The sequence below is a fragment of the Modestobacter italicus genome (genome assembly GCF_019799965.1).
In the GTDB taxonomy this organism is placed as follows: Bacteria; Actinomycetota; Actinomycetes; order Mycobacteriales; family Geodermatophilaceae; genus Modestobacter; species Modestobacter italicus_A.
Genome location: NZ_JABGCJ010000002.1, coordinates 420,273 through 436,871, shown reverse-complemented (window position 1 = coordinate 436,871; position 16,599 = coordinate 420,273). Strand labels below are relative to the sequence as shown.

12 protein-coding genes are annotated in these 16,599 nt (G+C 72.8%); 7 read left to right on the top strand and 5 right to left on the bottom strand.

Going from position 1 to position 16,599, the window contains the following annotated elements; translation table 11 throughout:
* Positions 1 to 78: 78 nt before the first annotated feature.
* Positions 79 to 2,976: a leucine--tRNA ligase gene (gene leuS, locus HLA93_RS06120; protein WP_222193434.1), complete on the bottom strand. Its 2,898-nt coding sequence runs from the start codon at positions 2,974 to 2,976 to the stop codon at positions 79 to 81.
* 557 nt (positions 2,977 to 3,533) lie between these two features.
* On the opposite strand from leuS, the gene HLA93_RS06115 reads away from it, so the two are divergent.
* Complete coding sequence (locus tag HLA93_RS06115; RefSeq protein ID WP_222193432.1) at positions 3,534 to 4,676, top strand: CDP-glycerol glycerophosphotransferase family protein; 1,143 nt, start codon at positions 3,534 to 3,536, stop codon at positions 4,674 to 4,676.
* Positions 4,663 to 5,484, top strand: coding sequence for an NTP transferase domain-containing protein (locus HLA93_RS06110; RefSeq protein ID WP_222193430.1), 822 nt, complete (start codon positions 4,663 to 4,665; stop codon positions 5,482 to 5,484). The genes HLA93_RS06115 and HLA93_RS06110 overlap by 14 nt, the downstream gene beginning before the upstream one ends.
* A gap of 76 nt (positions 5,485 to 5,560) precedes the next feature.
* Here HLA93_RS06110 and HLA93_RS06105 read toward each other — a convergent pair whose 3' ends face one another.
* A complete protein-coding gene (locus HLA93_RS06105; protein WP_222193429.1) occupies positions 5,561 to 6,490 on the bottom strand; it encodes an LLM class F420-dependent oxidoreductase in 930 nt (309 codons plus the stop codon).
* 139 nt (positions 6,491 to 6,629) lie between these two features.
* On the opposite strand from HLA93_RS06105, the gene HLA93_RS06100 reads away from it, so the two are divergent.
* The 3 genes from HLA93_RS06100 (at position 6,630) to HLA93_RS06090 (ending at position 10,090) form a co-directional block, all read left to right on the top strand.
* Entirely contained in the window at positions 6,630 to 8,054 is a 1,425-nt protein-coding gene (locus tag HLA93_RS06100) for a hypothetical protein (protein WP_222193421.1), read from the top strand.
* Positions 8,055 to 8,149: 95 nt separating this feature from the next.
* Positions 8,150 to 9,148, top strand: coding sequence for a lipoyl synthase (lipA, locus tag HLA93_RS06095; protein WP_246625833.1), 999 nt, complete (start codon positions 8,150 to 8,152; stop codon positions 9,146 to 9,148).
* A 69-nt stretch (positions 9,149 to 9,217) separates the two neighbouring features.
* The gene (locus HLA93_RS06090) at positions 9,218 to 10,090 is read left to right on the top strand and encodes a DUF4191 domain-containing protein (RefSeq protein WP_222193420.1); all 873 of its coding nucleotides are present in this window, start codon (positions 9,218 to 9,220) and stop codon (positions 10,088 to 10,090) included.
* A gap of 87 nt (positions 10,091 to 10,177) precedes the next feature.
* Here HLA93_RS06090 and HLA93_RS06085 read toward each other — a convergent pair whose 3' ends face one another.
* Positions 10,178 to 10,600 (bottom strand): RDD family protein, encoded by a 423-nt coding sequence (locus HLA93_RS06085; RefSeq protein ID WP_222193417.1) that lies wholly within the window; start codon positions 10,598 to 10,600, stop codon positions 10,178 to 10,180.
* A 187-nt stretch (positions 10,601 to 10,787) separates the two neighbouring features.
* Between HLA93_RS06085 and glnA the strand changes: the two genes are divergently transcribed.
* The gene (glnA, locus tag HLA93_RS06080; protein ID WP_222193416.1) at positions 10,788 to 12,221 is read left to right on the top strand and encodes a type I glutamate--ammonia ligase; all 1,434 of its coding nucleotides are present in this window, start codon (positions 10,788 to 10,790) and stop codon (positions 12,219 to 12,221) included.
* 62 nt (positions 12,222 to 12,283) lie between these two features.
* On the opposite strand, the gene HLA93_RS06075 is transcribed toward glnA, so the two are convergent.
* Together HLA93_RS06075 and HLA93_RS06070 are read right to left on the bottom strand one after the other, a co-directional pair.
* Positions 12,284 to 12,481 carry a CstA-like transporter-associated (seleno)protein gene (locus HLA93_RS06075; RefSeq protein ID WP_222193413.1) on the bottom strand — a complete coding sequence of 66 codons (198 nt, stop codon included), beginning with the start codon at positions 12,479 to 12,481 and terminating at the stop codon, positions 12,284 to 12,286.
* A complete protein-coding gene (locus HLA93_RS06070; protein WP_222193411.1) occupies positions 12,478 to 14,688 on the bottom strand; it encodes a carbon starvation CstA family protein in 2,211 nt (736 codons plus the stop codon). Before HLA93_RS06070 ends, HLA93_RS06075 begins: the two co-directional genes overlap by 4 nt.
* Positions 14,689 to 15,032: 344 nt before the next feature.
* Here HLA93_RS06070 and HLA93_RS06065 point away from each other — a divergent pair, with 344 nt between their 5' ends.
* Positions 15,033 to 16,592: a methyl-accepting chemotaxis protein gene (locus HLA93_RS06065; protein WP_222193408.1), complete on the top strand. Its 1,560-nt coding sequence runs from the start codon at positions 15,033 to 15,035 to the stop codon at positions 16,590 to 16,592.
* Positions 16,593 to 16,599 lie beyond the last annotated feature (7 nt).

Below are 16,599 nucleotides of genomic sequence, written 5' to 3'. Positions count from 1 at the left end.
CCACCGCACCGACGTCGGTGCGGTGGGAGGCGTCCTCGATCAGGTGACCTGATCGCCTGCGCCCCGGACGGCGGTGGGTCAGGCGACGACGAAGTTGACCAGCCGGCCCGGCACCGCGATCACCCGGCGCACGGTCCTGCCCTCCAGCTGCGCGGCCACCTTCTCGTCCGCCCGGGCCGCCGCCTCCAGTGCGGCGGCGTCCGCGTCGGCCGGCACGGCGACCTGCGCGCGGACCTTGCCGTTGACCTGCACGGCGACCTGCACGGTGTCGTCGACCAGCCACTGCGGGTCGGCCACCGGGAACGCCGCCCAGGCGACCGAGCCGGTGTGCCCCAGCCGGGACCACAGCTCCTCGGCCAGGTGCGGGGCCAGCGGCGCGACCAGCAGCACCAGCGACTCGGCGACCGACCGGGGCACCGGCGTGCCCGGCGGGCAGGCGGAGGTCAGGTGGTTGGTCAGCTCGGTGATCCGGGCGATGGCGATGTTGAACCGCAGCGTGGTCATGCCGTCGCGCACGGCCTCGATCGCCCGGTGCAGCGCGCGGGAGGTCTCGTCGTCCGGCTCGACGTCGGCGGCGCGCACGTCGCCGGACTCCTCGTCCACCACGACCCGCCAGACCCGCTGCAGCAGTCGCTGCGAGCCGACGACCGCCTTGGTCTCCCACGGCCGGGACTGGTCCAGCGGCCCGGTGGACATCTCGTAGACCCGGAAGGTGTCGGCCCCGTACTGCCCGATCATCTCGTCGGGGGTGACCATGTTCTTCAGGCTCTTGCCGATCTTCCCGTACTCACGGTTGACCGGCTCCCCCTGGTACAGGAACTGACCGTCCTGCTCCACGACCTCGGCCGCGGGCACGTAGAAGCCCCGGGCGTCGGTGTAGGCGAAGGCGGAGATGTAGCCCTGGTTGACCAGCCGGCGGAAGGGCTCCTCGCTGGTCACGTGCCCCAGGTCGAACAGGACCTTGTGCCAGAACCGGGCGTACAGCAGGTGCAGCACGGCGTGCTCCACGCCGCCGACGTACAGGTCGACCCCACCGACGTCGCCGGGCTGCCGCGGGCCCATCCAGTAGGCCTCCAGCTCGGGGTCGACGAAGCGCTCGTCGTTGCCGGGGTCCAGGTAGCGCAGGTAGTACCAGCACGAGCCCGCCCAGTTGGGCATCGTGTTGGTCTCCCGGCGGTACTCCCGCGGCCCGTCGCCCAGGTCCAGGGTGACCGTCGTCCACTCGGTGGCCCGGGACAGCGGCGGCTCGGGCTTGGAGTCGGCGTCGTCGTCGGCGAACGTCTTGGGCGAGTAGTCGTCGACGTCGGGCAGCAGCACCGGCAGCATCGACTCCGGGACGGCGACCGGCAGGCCGGCGTCCTCGCCGTCCACGGCGTAGACGACCGGGAACGGCTCGCCCCAGTAGCGCTGCCGGCTGAACAGCCAGTCACGCAGCTTGTAGGTCGTGGTCGCCTCGCCGGCGCCGGTGGCGACCAGCCACTCGGTGACCTTCGCGATCGCCGCGGCCTTGTCCAGCCCGTCCAGGGACAGCTGCTCGTTCGAGCTGTTGATCATCGGGCCGGTGCCGGTGTAGGCGCCGCCGTCGAAGTCGGCCGGCGGCTGCACCGTGCGGACGACGGGCAGCCCGAACGCCTGCGCGAAGTCCCAGTCGCGGGCGTCCTCTCCCGGCACCGCCATGATCGCGCCGGTGCCGTAGCCGGTCAGCACGTAGTCGGCGATGAACACCGGCAGGTCGGCCCCGGTCAGCGGGTTGCGCGCGGTGACGCCCAGCCAGACCCCGGTCTTCTCCCGGCCCTCGGCCTGCCGGTCCAGCTCCGAGCGGCGGGAGGCCTGGCGCTGGTAGGCCGCGACCGCCTCGGCCGGGGTGGCCGCACCGGCGGTCCAGCGCGGGTCGGTGCCCTCGGGCCATGCGGCGGCGGTCAGCGTGCCGACCAGCGGGTGCTCGGGCGCCAGCACCAGGTAGGTGGCGCCGAACAGGGTGTCGGGGCGGGTGGTGAAGACCTCGATCTCCTGCCCCGACAGCGGGAACCGCACCCGCGCGCCGGTCGAACGGCCGATCCAGTTGCGCTGCATCTGCTTCAGCGAGTCCGACCAGTCCAGCCGGTCCAGGTCGGTCAGCAGCCGCTCGGCGTAGGAGGTGATCCGCATCATCCACTGGGTCAGCGGACGCCGGAAGACCGGGAAGTTGCCGCGCTCGGAGCGCCCGTCGGCGGTGACCTCCTCGTTCGACAGCACGGTGCCCAGGCCCGGGCACCAGTTCACCGGGGCCTCGTGCAGGTAGGCCAGCCGGTGGGCGTCGACGACCCGACGTCGCTCGGCGGAGGACAGCTCCGCCCAGGTGCGGCCCTCGGGCAGCGTGCCCTCGGCCGGCTGCCGGGTGCCGGCGTCCAGCTCGGTGACCAGCTCGGCGATCGGGCGCGCCTTGCCCGCCTCCGGGTCGAACCAGGCCTCGAAGATCTGCCGGAAGATCCACTGGGTCCACTTGTAGTAGCCCGGGTCGATCGTGGCGAAGGTGCGGCGGGTGTCGTGGTCGACGCCCAGCCGGCGCAGCTGGGCGCTGATCGCCGCGATGTTGGCCTCGGTGGTGACCCGCGGGTGCTGCCCGGTCTGCACGGCGAACTGCTCCGCGGGCAGGCCGAAGGCGTCGTAGCCCATCGGGTGCAGCACGTTGTGGCCGTCCATCCGCAGGAAGCGGCTGGTGACGTCGGTGCCCAGGTAGCCCAGCGGGTGCCCGACGTGCAGGCCCGCGCCCGAGGGGTACGGGAACATGTCCATCAGGAAGGCCTTGGGCCGGTCGGCGACCCGGTCGAAGCCCTCGCTCAGCCGGCCGACCGGGTTGGGCGTGTGGAAGGTGCCCTCGGCCTCCCAGCGGTCCTGCCAGGCGAGCTCGATCTGCTGCGCCAGCGCCGGGGTGTAGCGGTGCGGCGGCACCCCGTCGGCGGGGGGCTCGGTGTGCTGGCTGGCCGTCTGGCTCATGGTCGGTGCTCCCGGGTACGAGGGGCGGACATGAAAAGACCCCTCACACAGGAGGGGTCGCCGTGCTGCTCTGCTCAGGTCAGATCAGCACGGCTGGGGAAGCAGGAGTCCGCCGGTCACGGGCCGATCCTAGCGCGCGGCTCCGGCCCCCAGCTCGACTCCGGGGCCGATCTGCCCGTAGCCTGCACTGGCTCGACTGCGGACGGGTGCGCGACTCCGGTCCGGGACGGGCCCGCCCGGACGAGCACGACCCGCTCGCACCGGGACGTCGAGACCCACCGGACTCCGCAGCGCCGCTCGGCAGGCGGCAGCGCGACCGGTGGCCAGGCCGGTGGGGGGCCGGGTGCATCGACGCCCCGACCAGCGCAGCTGCGCCCGCGAGGGGCGCGACCCCGCTCGCATCCCTCCCGGGGGTGCAGCCGAGACCGGTGGACGCAGCGGTCGAGCCCAGAGCACGGAGGAGGAGTGAGCATGCGACAGCGCCCAGCGCGCCGCCGGACGACGGGGTGCACCCCCGGCCGGGTCTCCCCTGTCTCCTCCGTCCCGGGCCGGCGGCGATGAGGGTCGTCTTCAGCAGCTTCGGCGGCCGCTACTCCGACAACCCGCGGGCGATCTACGAGGCGCTCGTCGCGCGCGGCGCGGACGTCGACGCCGTCTGGCTGGCCCGCCCGGAGCTGCGCGGCGACTTCCCGGCCGACGTGCACACCGAGGAGCACTGGGGCCCCGGCGCGCGGGCGGCCCTGGAGTCCGCCGACGTCATCGTCTCCAACGACGGCCTGTCCCGGGAGTGGGACAAGCAGCCGACCACGACCTACCTGCAGACCTGGCACGGCACACCGCTCAAGCGGCTGCACCGGGACGCGCTGTGGGCGCCGGAGGGCCGGCTGGAGATGATCATGCGGGACATCGCCCGGTGGGACCACCTGCTGTCGCCCAACGCGGCCAGCACCCCGCACCTGCGCAGCGCGTTCGGGTTCACCGGCCCGGTGCACGAGACCGGCTACCCGCGCAACGACGTGCTCAGCGCCCCGGACCGGGGGGAGCGCCGCGCCCGGGTCCGCGCGGCACTCGGCATCGCCGAGCACGTGCGGGCGGTGCTCTACGCACCGACCTGGCGGGACGACCTGGTGCTCTCCGACGACGGCCCGTCCTACGACCTCCCGGTCGACCTCGGTGACCTGGCGCGGGGCCTGGGGCCCGACCACGTGCTGCTCGTCCGGCTGCACGCGATGGTGTCCGACCGGCTGGACGTGCAGGGGTCACCGCCGCTGCTCGACGTCTCCCGGTACCCCGACGTGAGCGAGCTCTACCTGGCCGCCGACGTCCTGGTCACCGACTACTCCTCGACGATGTTCGACTTCGCCGTCACCGGGAAGCCGATCGTCCACTTCACCTACGACCTCGAGCACTACCGGGACGACCTGCGCGGCTTCTACTTCGACCTCGCCGAGATCGCGCCCGGGCCGCTGTGGACCACCAGCGAGGAGGTGCTCGCCGCGATCGCCGAGCTGGGACGGCGACCGTGGGCACCCACGGAGCGGTACAACCGTTTCCGGGAGAGGTTCTGCTCGCTGGAGGACGGCGCCGCCACCGAGCGGGTCCTCCAGCTGTTCTTCCCCGCGGCCGGCGCTCCCGCCCGGCCGGTCACCACCCCGTGCCCACGAACGACGAACCGAGGAGATGAGCATGCGCACTGCTGACCCGATCCTGACCGGGGGCCGCGATCAGCGGTCTCGTCCCCTGGTCGCCGTCCGTCCCGCCGAACCCACCACCGGGGTGCCGCAGGTGGTGGTGCTCGCCGCGGGCATGGGCACCCGGCTCGGCCGGAAGCTGCCCAAGCCGCTCACCCCGCTGATGGACGGCCGCAGCATCATGCAGCAGCAGCTGGACGGCGTCCGCGCCGTCTTCGGCGACGCGACCCCGATCACCGCAGTCGTGGGCTACCGGGCCAAGGCCGTCATGCGGGCGCAGCCGGACCTGCTGTTCGCGTTCAACCCCGACTTCGCCGTCACCAACACCTCGCAGAGCCTGCTGCGCGCACTGCGGACCTCGCAGCCCGGTGGCGTGCTGTGGCTCAACGGCGACGTGGTGTTCGACCCGGCGGTGCTCGACCACGCCGCCCCGCTGGTGCACGCCGACCAGAGCTTCGTCTGCGTGGACACCTCCACGGTCGCCGACGAGGAGGTCAAGTACACCCTCGACGAGGACGGCTACATCGCCGCGCTGTCCAAGACCGTCGTCGGCGGGCTGGGCGAGGCGGTGGGCATCAACTACGTCTCCGGCGCCGACAAGGCCGCGCTCATCGAGCACCTGGCGGCCTGCGAGGCCAGCGACTACTTCGAGCGGGGCATGGAGCTGGCCATCCAGCACGCCGGGGTGCAGTTCCGGCCGCTGGACATCTCCCGGTTCTCCGCGGTCGAGGTGGACTTCGACGACGACCTGCAGCGGGCCAACACCTGGCTGGGGTCGCGCGCGGCGCTGGAGCCGCTGGCCTCCGAGCTCGGCTGAGCCCGCGATGCCCCACCCGCCACCAGCGGGCGGGGCATCGCGCCGATCAGCCCAGCGCCGATCAGCCCAGCGCCGGTCAGCCCAGCTGCGGGGCGACCTCGGCCGCGACCAGGTCCAGGTGGTCCAGGTCGGCCAGGTCGAGCACCTGCAGGTAGACCCGGCTCGCGCCGGCCTCGGCGTACCGGCCGAGGGTGTCGACGGCCTCCGCGGGGGTGCCCGCCACGCCGTGCGCCCGCAGCTCGTCGACGTCCCGGCCGATCGCGGCGGCGCGGCGGGCCAGCTCGGCCTCGTCGCGGCCGACGCACAGGACGAGGGCGGAGCTGTAGACGAGCTCGCCGGGGTCGCGGCCGGCCTCGGTGCAGGCGTCGCGGACGCCGGCGAACAGCCGGGCGTTGTCCTCGGCCGAGGCGAACGGGACGTTGAACTCGGCGGCGTAGCGGGCCGCGAGCCGCGGGGTGCGCCGCTTGCCGTTGCCGCCGACCAGGATCGGCACGCCGCCGGGCTGTACCGGCTTCGGCAGCGCCGGGGACCCGGTGAGCTGGTAGTGATCCCCGGCGAAGTCGAAGGTCTCCCCCACCGGCGTGCCCCACAGCCCGCTGATCACCGCCAGCTGCTCCTCGTAGCGGTCGAAGCGCTCCCCCAGCTCGGGGAACGGGATGCCGTAGGCGCTGTGCTCCTCGGCGAACCAGCCCGAGCCGATGCCCAGCTCGACGCGGCCACCGCTCATCTGGTCGACCTGGGCCACCGAGATGGCCAGTGGCCCGGGCAGCCGGAAGGTGGCGGCGGTCATCAGCGTGCCCAGCCGGATGCGGCTGGTCTCCCGGGCCAGCCCGGCGAGGGTCACCCAGGCGTCGGTCGGACCGGGCAGCCCGTCGCCGCCCATGGTCAGGTAGTGGTCGGACCGGAAGAAGGCGTCGAAGCCGGTCTCCTCGGTGCGCCGGGCCACCGCGAGCAGGTCGTCGTAGGTGGCGCCCATCTGGGGTTCGGTGAAGATCCGTAGCTGCACAGGGGCAACCTAGCCAGCCACCTAGCCAGCCATGCCGCCCGCTGCCCGCCCGTGCGGAGGCCCGGCGGCGGGCTCGGGGTGTGCCCGCGGACGATGGCGGGCAGGATGATCGCGACGCGATCAACTCGGAGGTGCTGGAGTGTTCGGCAAGAAGAGCTCGACAGAGGTCATCGGGACCGAGTTGCAAGAGGGCCTCGCCCACATCGGCGCCGCGGTCACCGAGGCCCGCCGGGCGACCGCGGAACAGCTCGCGCCCCAGGTGGCAGCGGCGACCAAGGCCGCACAGACGGCGTACGCCGCCGACGTCGCCCCGCGGGTGGAGGCTGCGGTCGCCGCCCTGGCCCCGCAGCTCGACGCCGCCCGTGAGGTGCTCGTGCCCCGGCTGGAGGCCGCACAGAAGACGCTCACCCCGCGACTGGAGGCCGCGCAGAAGGCCTACGAGGCCGACGTCGTCCCGCGCCTGGAGGCCGCGACCAAGGTCGCCCGGGCCAACCTGGAGACGGCGGTCGCGGCTGCCACGCCCCGGATCGAGGCCGCGCGCGAGGCCAGCGGACCGGCGCTGGAGGCCGCCGCCAAGGCTGCCCGCGCCAACCTGGAGACGGCCATCGCCGCGGCCACCCCGCGGATCGAGGCGGCGCGGGACGCCGCCGGCCCGAGGTTGAGCGCCGCCACGTCGGCGGCCGCTGCGTACGCCGTGCCCCGGGTGACCGCGGCCCGCGAGGCCGCCGGGCCGGCACTGGACGGCGCCCGGGCGAACCTGATCGCCCAGGCCGAGGCCGCCCGCGCGCTGCTGGAGGCCCGCACCGCCGAGCTGGCCACCTCGGCCACCGCCGTCGGCGCGGTCACCGCCAAACAGGGCGAGAAGGTGCGCGCCGACGCCGTGGCGGCCGCCGAGGCGGCCCGCGACCAGGCCGCCGCCCGGTTGGTCGCGCTGCGTGCGGTGGCCGACGCCAACCGGGCGGTCGCCAGCAAGAAGGCGGCGAAGCTCGGCAAGAAGGCCGACAAGCTCGGCAGGAAGGCGGCCAAGCGGCGGGCCGAGCTGGAGAAGGCGGCCGCCCGGGCCCGCAAGGAGGCCGGCAAGCGCACCGCCACCACCGTCACCTCGGTGAAGCGCAGCGTGGGGATCGAGCCGCAGCCCCGTCGCTGGCCCTGGGTGGTCGCCGCCCTGGCCGTGCTGGCCGCCGGCGTCGCCATCCTGATCCGCCGCAACGCCCCCGAGGACCAGTGGACCCCGGCGCCGACCGGCGACGGCCCCGTGCCCAGCTACCGAGAGGACCCCGTGTCCAGTTCCCCGAGCACCCCCGCAGGCGGTACCGAGTCCCCGCAGGCACAGGGCAAGACCGTCTCCACCGCCGAGACGGCGCCCTCGGACTCCAGCCCGACCGACACCGACATCGGCGCTCTGGAGGCCCAGCCGGCCTCCGGGCCCGGCGAGCCGAGCAACCAGTCGGCTCCGGAGCCGTCGACCAGCAGCTTCAACGACCCCGACACCCCGGTGGCCTCCGCCGGTCCGACGGGTGACGACGAGGCGCCGGCCGGCACGCCCGGCAACACCCGCGGCTGACCTGCGCCGCGCGCACCCGGAGGGGGCCCAGCCATCGGCTGGGCCCCCTCTGGCGTCCCCGGGGGTGGCCGGGAGGCGGGAGTACCGTGCTGGGCATGAGCCTGGGCATGGAGGAGGCAGCCACGACTGCAGGGCCGGCGACCCCGGACACGTCGCGGATCGAACCGGCCGGCCGCAAGCTGCTGCGCCTGGAGGTCCGCAACAGCCAGACACCGATCGAGCGCAAGCCCGAGTGGATCAAGACCAAGCTGAAGACCGGCCCGGAGTACACCGAGCTGAAGTCGCTGGTCCGCCGCGAGGGTCTGCACACGGTGTGCGAGGAGGCCGGCTGCCCCAACATCTACGAGTGCTGGGAGGACCGTGAGGCCACGTTCCTCATCGGCGGTGACCAGTGCACGCGGCGCTGCGACTTCTGCCAGATCGACACCGGCAAGCCCGCCGACTTCGACGCCGACGAGCCCCGCCGCGTCGCCGAGAGCGTCGCGACGATGGGCCTGAAGTACGCCACGATCACCGGGGTCGCCCGCGACGACCTGCCCGACGGCGGCGCCTGGCTGTACGCCGAGACCGTCCGGCAGATCCACGCGGCGCTGCCCGGCTGCGGCGTGGAGCTGCTCATCCCCGACTTCAACGCCGAGCCCGACCAGCTCGCCGAGGTCTTCTCCTCCCGCCCGGAGGTGCTGGCGCACAACGTCGAGACGGTGCCCCGCATCTTCAAGCGGATCCGCCCCGGCTTCCGGTTCGAGCGTTCCCTGTCGGTCATCACCGCCGCGCGGGAGGCCGGGCTGGTCACCAAGTCCAACCTCATCCTGGGCATGGGCGAGGAGCCGGAGGAGGTCGTGGAGACCATGCAGGCGCTGCACGAGGCCGGCTGCGACCTGCTGACCATCACCCAGTACCTGCGCCCCAGCGTCCGGCACCACCCGGTGGTCCGGTGGGTCAAGCCGGACGAGTTCGTCGGCTTCAACGCCGAGGCCGAGCGGATCGGCTTCGCCGGCGTCCTCTCCGGCCCGTTGGTGCGCAGCTCCTACCGCGCCGGGCGGCTCTACCAGCAGGCCGCCGAGGCCCGCGGGCTGGCCGTCACCACCCGCTGACCGCACCGCCCCGCGCAGGCGCGGCGCGCGTCGCGCGGGGCGGGCACAGCAGGGTCTTACTCTTGGGGCATGGCACGCAGCAGGTCCACCGACTCCTCCGCCCCCTCCGGCGCCGCCGGGCGCGGCCCGGCAGGCGGCGCGCCCGGACGCGGCACGGGCGCCAGCGCGGTGGGCGCCCCGGGCAAGGCCGCCAAGCCGGGCAAGACCCCCAAGCCGGGCAAGGCCCCCAAGCTCGGCAAGGACGGCCAGCCGAAGACGTCGCGGCTGACGAAGCTCAAGGGCCAGGCCGGCATGATGCGCCAGGCCTACTCGATGACGTACAAGAACGACCCGAAGCTGCCGTGGTTCATGCTCATCGCCTTCGTGGTGGTGTTCGCGGTGATCGAGCTCGTCGGCGTGCTGCTCAGCTCTCCGTTCATCTTCCTGCCCATCGCCGTCCTGCTCGGCCTGCTGGCGGCGCTGATCGTCTTCGGCCGTCGCGCGCAGGGGTCGGCGTACCGGCAGGTCGAGGGCCAGCCGGGTGCGGCGTCCTGGGTGCTGGACGGGATGCGCGGTGACTGGCGGGTCAGCTCCGGCGTGGCCGGCAACCGCGAGCTGGACGCCGTGCACCGGGTGCTCGGCCGGCCGGGGATCGTGCTGGTCGGCGAGGGCAACCCCGGCCGGGTGCGCGGCCTGATCGCGGCCGAGAAGCGACGGATCGCCAAGGTCGTCGGCGACACCCCGATCTACGACGTCACCGTCGGCGACGGCGAGGGGCAGGTCCCGCTGAAGAAGCTGAGCGCCCACGTCATGAAGCTGCCCCGCAACCTCTCCGGCGCCGAGGTCAACGCCCTCGGCAAGCGGATGGCCGCCCTGGGTGGTGCCCGGATGCCGGTCCCCGGCGGGCCGCTGCCCGGCGGCCGGCAGATGTCGGTGAGCCAGCGTCAGGTCCGCCGCCGCTGAGTCGCCCCGCACCGCAGGACGCCCCCGAGCCGACCGGCTCGGGGGCGTCCTGCGTGTCGAGGGCCCACCGATGGCGGGGAGGTCGCATCAGCGTTCCCGGATCACCGCGGTGTCGGTGAGCCGGTCGTGCAGGCCACGACCGTCGGAGTCGACCACCAACGCCGGGAGCAGCAACATCAGCAGGGCCGTGCGGACGACGGCCCGCCACGGCGCCAGCCGGCGTCCCGGGCTCGGGTGGGCCAGACGCAGCCCCATCAGGCGCATGCCCGGGGTCTGCCCGGTCAGCACCAGGAACACCACGGTGACCAGGCCGAAGGACAACAGGCTCCAGTTGCGCGGCAGCTCGGGGGCGGTCACCAGCCCGGCGATCAGGGCGGCGGCGAAGGCGTCGAGGAGGAACGCGACGCTGCGCTGACCGAACCCGGCCAGCGATCCCGGGCCGTCCGCGGGCAGCCCCAGTGCGGCGCCACGGGTGCGTTGCTGAGAGGGTGGGGCGTCGTCCGCGGCCATCCCGCCAGCGTAGGACCTCCCCGGCGCCGTCCCGGCCGGGGCCGCTGGGCGGGGCGACCGGCCGCGGCGACCGTCTCCCGGCGACACGCCGGAGACGGTGTTACCGGCAGGAAACACGAGGGACACCGGAGAGCAACTCCTCGCTCGTAGCTTGCCGTTGAGCTGGCCGTCCACTCCCGGAGGATCGATGTTCAACAGTCCCGAAGAGGTCACCGCCTACATCCGCGACAACGACGTGAAGTTCGTCGACGTCCGGTTCTGCGACCTCCCCGGCGTCATGCAGCACTTCACCATCCCCGCCGAGACGTTCGGGCCGGACACCTTCGCCGACGGCCTGGGCTTCGACGGCTCGTCGATCCGCGGTTTCCAGGCGATCAACGAGTCCGACATGCTGCTGCTGCCCGACGCGAGCAGTGCGTTCGTCGACCCGTTCCGCATCCACAAGACGCTGAACATCAACTTCTTCATCCACGACCCGATCACGCGCGAGGCCTACAGCCGCGACCCGCGCAACGTGGCGAAGAAGGCCGAGGCGTACCTCGCCAGCTCGGGCATCGCGGACACCGCGTACTTCGGGCCGGAGGCGGAGTTCTACGTCTTCGACTCGGTGCGGCACAACACCTCGATCAACGAGGGCTACTACCACATCGACGCGGTCGAGGGCTCCTGGAACACCGGGTCGCTCACCGGCGAGAACGGCGGCCCGAACCTGGGTTACAAGACCCGGCCCAAGGGCGGTTACTTCCCGGTCGAGCCCTACGACCACCAGAGCGACCTGCGCGCCACGATGATGGTCAACCTGGCCAACGCCGGGCTGGAGCTCGAGCGCGGCCACCACGAGGTGGGCACCGGCGGTCAGGCCGAGATCAACTACAAGTTCGACACGCTGCTGCGGTCCGCCGACAGCTTGATGCTGTTCAAGTACATCGTGAAGAACACCGCCTGGGCGCACGGCAAGAGCGCCACGTTCATGCCCAAGCCGCTCTTCGGTGACAACGGCTCGGGCATGCACTGCCACCAGAGCCTCTGGAAGGACGGTCAGCCGCTCTTCCACGCCGAGACCGGCTACGCGGGGCTGTCCGACATGGCCCGGCACTACATCGGCGGCCTGCTCAAGCACGCCCCGTCGCTGCTGGCCTTCACCAACCCGACGGTGAACAGCTACCACCGGCTGGTGCCCGGCTACGAGGCGCCGATCAACCTGGTCTACTCCGCCCGCAACCGGTCGGCGTGCACGCGCATCCCGATCTCGGGTGACAGCCCGAAGGCCAAGCGCATCGAGTTCCGGGTGCCCGACCCGTCGGCCAACCCCTACCTCGCCTTCTCGGCGATGCTGATGGCCGGCCTGGACGGCGTCAAGAACAAGATCGAGCCCCCGGCGCCGATCGACAAGGACCTCTACGAGCTGCCGCCCGAGGAGGCCCTGGGCATCGAGAAGGTGCCGGCGTCGCTGGACGCGGTGCTCGACCGGCTCGAGGTCGACCACGACTACCTGCTCGACGGTGGCGTGTTCACCTCCGACCTGATCGAGACCTGGATCGAGTACAAGCGGGAGAACGAGATCGACCCGATCCGGCTCCGCCCGCACCCGCACGAGTTCGCGATGTACTACGACATCTGATCCACCGGCTGACCACAGCGGCCCCCGACCTCACCGAGGTCGGGGGCCGCTGTGCGTACAGGTCAGCAGCAGCGGCTGACCGGCGTGCGCTCCAGTGCGTCGGACCGGCGGCGTTCGAACTCGCGCCGGCTCAGCGGCTCGTGCCCGTGCGCGGCGCACTCGCGCAGGTGCTCGTCCCAGCGGGCCTCCCCGCTGAACTCCCGCAGGTACCAGCGCACCCCGCGCGCGGCCCGGACGACGGCCTCCCGGACCGCCGTCACCGTCGGCTCCCCTCCCCCGCGCCGGCCAGCGCCCGGTGCTCGGCGATGGCCCGCTTCTCCGCCGCGGTGGCGAACAGGTCGGCCGGCTCCACCAGCTGCGACGGCGTGGCCGGCTCCTCCGTGGTGGGCAGCCCACCGGCCCGCAGCGCCCGGACGATCACCACGACGGCGTTGGCGGCGACCACGAGCACCAGCACCGCGAAGAAGCTCTGCAGGACGCCGTTGAGGGTGGAGTTGAAGACGACCTGGTCCATCTGCCCCCGGTCCTGCGCGGGCGCGAGCAGCTCCCCGGCGTCCCGGGCGTCCCGGTAGCGCTCGGCCTGGGCGAAGTAGCCGATCGCCGGGACGTCGGAGAAGACCTTCTGCCAGCTGGCCGTCATGGTGACCACGAGGTCCCAGACCAGCGGCACGCCGGTCACCCAGGCGTAGCGGAGCTTGCCGTGCTTGATCAGCAGCACCGTGCACAGGGTCAGCGCGATCGCCGCGAGCAGCTGGTTGGCGATGCCGAACAGCGGGAAGAGCTGGTTGACCCCACCCAGCGGGTCGGTCACCCCGATGTAGAGCACCGAGCCCCACAGGGCGACCACGACCGCGCTGGCGATGACGTTGCCGGGCCGCCAGGACAGGTCGCCGAACTTCTTCCAGACGTTGCCGACCGTGTCCTGCAGCATGAACCGGCCCACCCGGGTGCCGGCGTCCACCGCGGTGAGGATGAACAGCGCCTCGAACATGATCGCGAAGTGGTACCAGAAGGCCTGGAGCCCGCCACCGAAGGCGTCGCTGAAGATCTGCGAGATGCCGACCGCCAGGGTCGGGGCCCCGCCGGTGCGCGAGACCAGCGTCGGTTCCTGCACCGCGGCCGAGGCGGCGGCGAGGTCCTGCGCGGTGGTGTCGAACCCGAAGCCGTTGACGAACGCCGCGGCCGACTCGACGGTGCCGCCGGTGGCCCCGGCAGGGCTGTTCATCGCGAAGTACAGGCCCTGGTCGATGACGCAGGCGGCGATGAGCGCGCTGATCGCCACGAAGGACTCCATCAGCATGCCGCCGTAGCCGATGAGCCGGATCTGGCTCTCCTTGGCCACCATCTTCGGCGTCGTGCCCGAGGAGATCAGGGCGTGGAAGCCGGACAGCGCACCGCAGGCGATGGTGATGAACACGAACGGGAACAGCGACCCGGCGAACACCGGGCCGGTGCCCTCCCGGGCGAAGTCGGTGACGGCGTCGGCCTGCAGCACCGGGCGGGCGATGAGCAGGCTGACCGCCAGCAGGGCGATGACGCCGATCTTCATGAACGTCGACAGGTAGTCGCGGGGCGTGAGCAGCAGCCAGACCGGGAGGACCGAGGCGACGAACCCGTAGACGACCAGCGCCAGGACCAGCCACTCCTTGGACAGCGTCAGCGCGTCGGCCAGCCCGCTGTCCTGCACCCAGCCGCCACCGATGATCGCCAGCAGCAGCAGGACGACGCCGATGCCGGTGGCCTCCAGCACCCTGCCCGGCCGGAGCGTGCGCAGGTAGACGCCCATGAACAGCGCGATCGGGACGGTCAGCGCGATGGAGAAGACGCCCCACGGGGACTCGGCCAGCGCGTTGACCACGATCAGCGCCAGCACCGCGAGGATGATGATCATGATGGCGAAGACGGCGATCAGCGCGGCGACGCCACCGACGATGCCGATCTCCTCGCGCACCATCTGGCCCAGGCTCTTCCCGTTGCGGCGCATCGAGAAGAACATGACCGTCAGGTCCTGCACGGCGCCGGCGAAGACGACACCCACGACGATCCAGATCGTGCCGGGCAGGTAGCCCATCTGCGCCGCGAGCACCGGCCCGACCAGCGGGCCCGCTCCGGCGATGGCGGCGAAGTGGTGGCCGAAGAGCACCCGCCGGTCGGTGACGTCGTAGTCGACGCCGTTCTGCAGCCGCTCGGCCGGCGTCGCCCGGCGGTCGTCGGTGCGCAGCACCTTGTAGGTGATGAAGCGGGCGTAGAAGCGGTAGGCGATGGCGTAGGAGCAGAGCGCCGCGAACAGGATCCACAGCGCGGACACCGCCTCGCCGCGCGCCAGCGCCAGCACCGTCCAGGCGACCGCACCCACTGCGGCCACCGCCACCCAGACGAGCACCGAGCGCACCGAGCGCCGCCCGGTGTCCGGGCCGCGGTGCCCGCCTCCGCCGCCTGTGTCGTCCCTGGTCACCGTCGTGGACATGCGCGCCTCCGAGCACCGCGGCGTCCTCGTCGACGCCGTCGTGCACGGAGCTTAGGGCCACATCCGGAACGATCGTGACCGCCTGCCGAACGGCTCGCGGTGGACGTCTGAGCCGCCGCCGCGTGGCCGCCACGCCGCGCCCCGGTGCGCCGTCGGCCGGGCCACGGTGCCCGGCCGGGTCCGACCCGCCGGAGGACGGCGGCACACCACCGGGTCGTGAGCCGCCGTCCGAGGTCCCGGGTCAAGTCCGGCCGCCGCCTGCCGATGTCGAGGAGGACGTCACCCATCGCACGGGTGACCGGGGACACCCGCCGGCTCGGCCGGTCAGGCGATGGAGGACATGGATGAGGCGGCGCGCGAGCACCCCGGACAAGGTCGTGCTCACCACGGCGGAGATGCCCCGTGACGTCGAGGCGGTGGAGAAGGTGATCGCCGTCCTCGACCGGGGGGTGACCGACGCCCTCGACGCGCACCGCACGATCACCGCCACGCTGGTCGAGGAGCTCGGGCTCTCCTACGGAGCCGTGTGGCTCCCCGGCCCGGACGGCGCGTTCCGCCTGGCGGGTGAGTCCGGTGAGATGACCGCCGCGATCGCCGCCACCGCGGCTGCCCGGGTCGAGGCCGTGACCTCCGGGGACGGCTACGGCGGCCAGGCGATCCGCACCAAGTCCGCTGTCCTGGTCGACCTGGACAGCGACCCGAAGGTCTGCCTGCGCTGGGCCGGGGCACTCGCCGCCGGGGCGACCCACGGCTGCATCCTGCCGACGGTGGAGAACGGCGTCGTCACGGCGCTGAACGAGTACTACGAGCGCGGGGAGCTGCCGTTCACCGGCGCACGCCAGGGCAAGTGGGACTCCCTGGGCCGGCTGCTCTCCCACGCCCGCCGGGCTGCGCTGGCCCGCAACGAGCTGCAGGAGACCCTCGACGACCGGGTCGCGGTGACCAGCGTCGTCACCGAGCTCGGGGCAGCCGCCGACCAGGCGTCGGCGCTGCGGATCGCGCTGGACACCGTGCGGGAGGCCTTCGGCTGGGCCTACGGCTCGTACTGGGCGCTGGACGAGTCGGCGAACGTGCTGCGCTTCCAGCAGGAGTCCGGCTCGGCCGGTGAGGAGTTCCGCCGGGTCACCCTGGCCGCCTCCTTCGCCGAGGGCGTGGGTGTGTCCGGGCGGGCCTGGCGTTCCCGGGACCTGTTCTTCGTCCGCGACATCGGGGAGATGACCGACTGCGTGCGCGCACCGGCCGCCCAGCGTGCCGGGGTCAAGTCCGGGGTCTGCTTCCCGCTGATGGTCGGTGGCCGGGTGATCGGCACGATGGACTTCTTCGTCACCACCACCATCGAGCTGTCGGAGTCCCGCCGCTCGGCGCTGCGCAACGTGCAGCAGCTGGTCTCCCAGCGGCTGGACGTGCTGCGCCGCACCGAGGAGTCCGCCGACAACGCGCGCGAGCTGCTGGACACCGTCTCCCGGCTCCGCGAGGCCGCCGGAGACGCCGGCCGGGTGGCCGAGAGCGCGGTCAGCCAGGCATCCACGATGACCGGTGAGGTCGAGGCCCTGGACGAGGCCTCCGCGGCGGTGGGCGAGGTCATCCGGATCATCTCCGGCATCGCCGACCAGACCAACCTGCTCGCGCTCAACGCCACCATCGAGGCCGCCCGCGCCGGGGAGCTGGGCAAGGGCTTCGCCGTCGTGGCCAGCGAGGTCAAGGACCTGGCCCGGGAGACCGCCAACGCCACCCAGAAGGTGTCCGACCAGATCGCCGGCATCCAGGCCAGCAGCAAGGCCGTCGCCGAGGGCATCCACACCACCAGCGAGATCATCGGCCAGCTCGACGCCGTCCAGGCGCGGATGGGCGAGGTGCTGGAGGAGCAGGCCCGGATGGCCTCCGCCTTCGACCGCCAGGTCTGACCCCCAG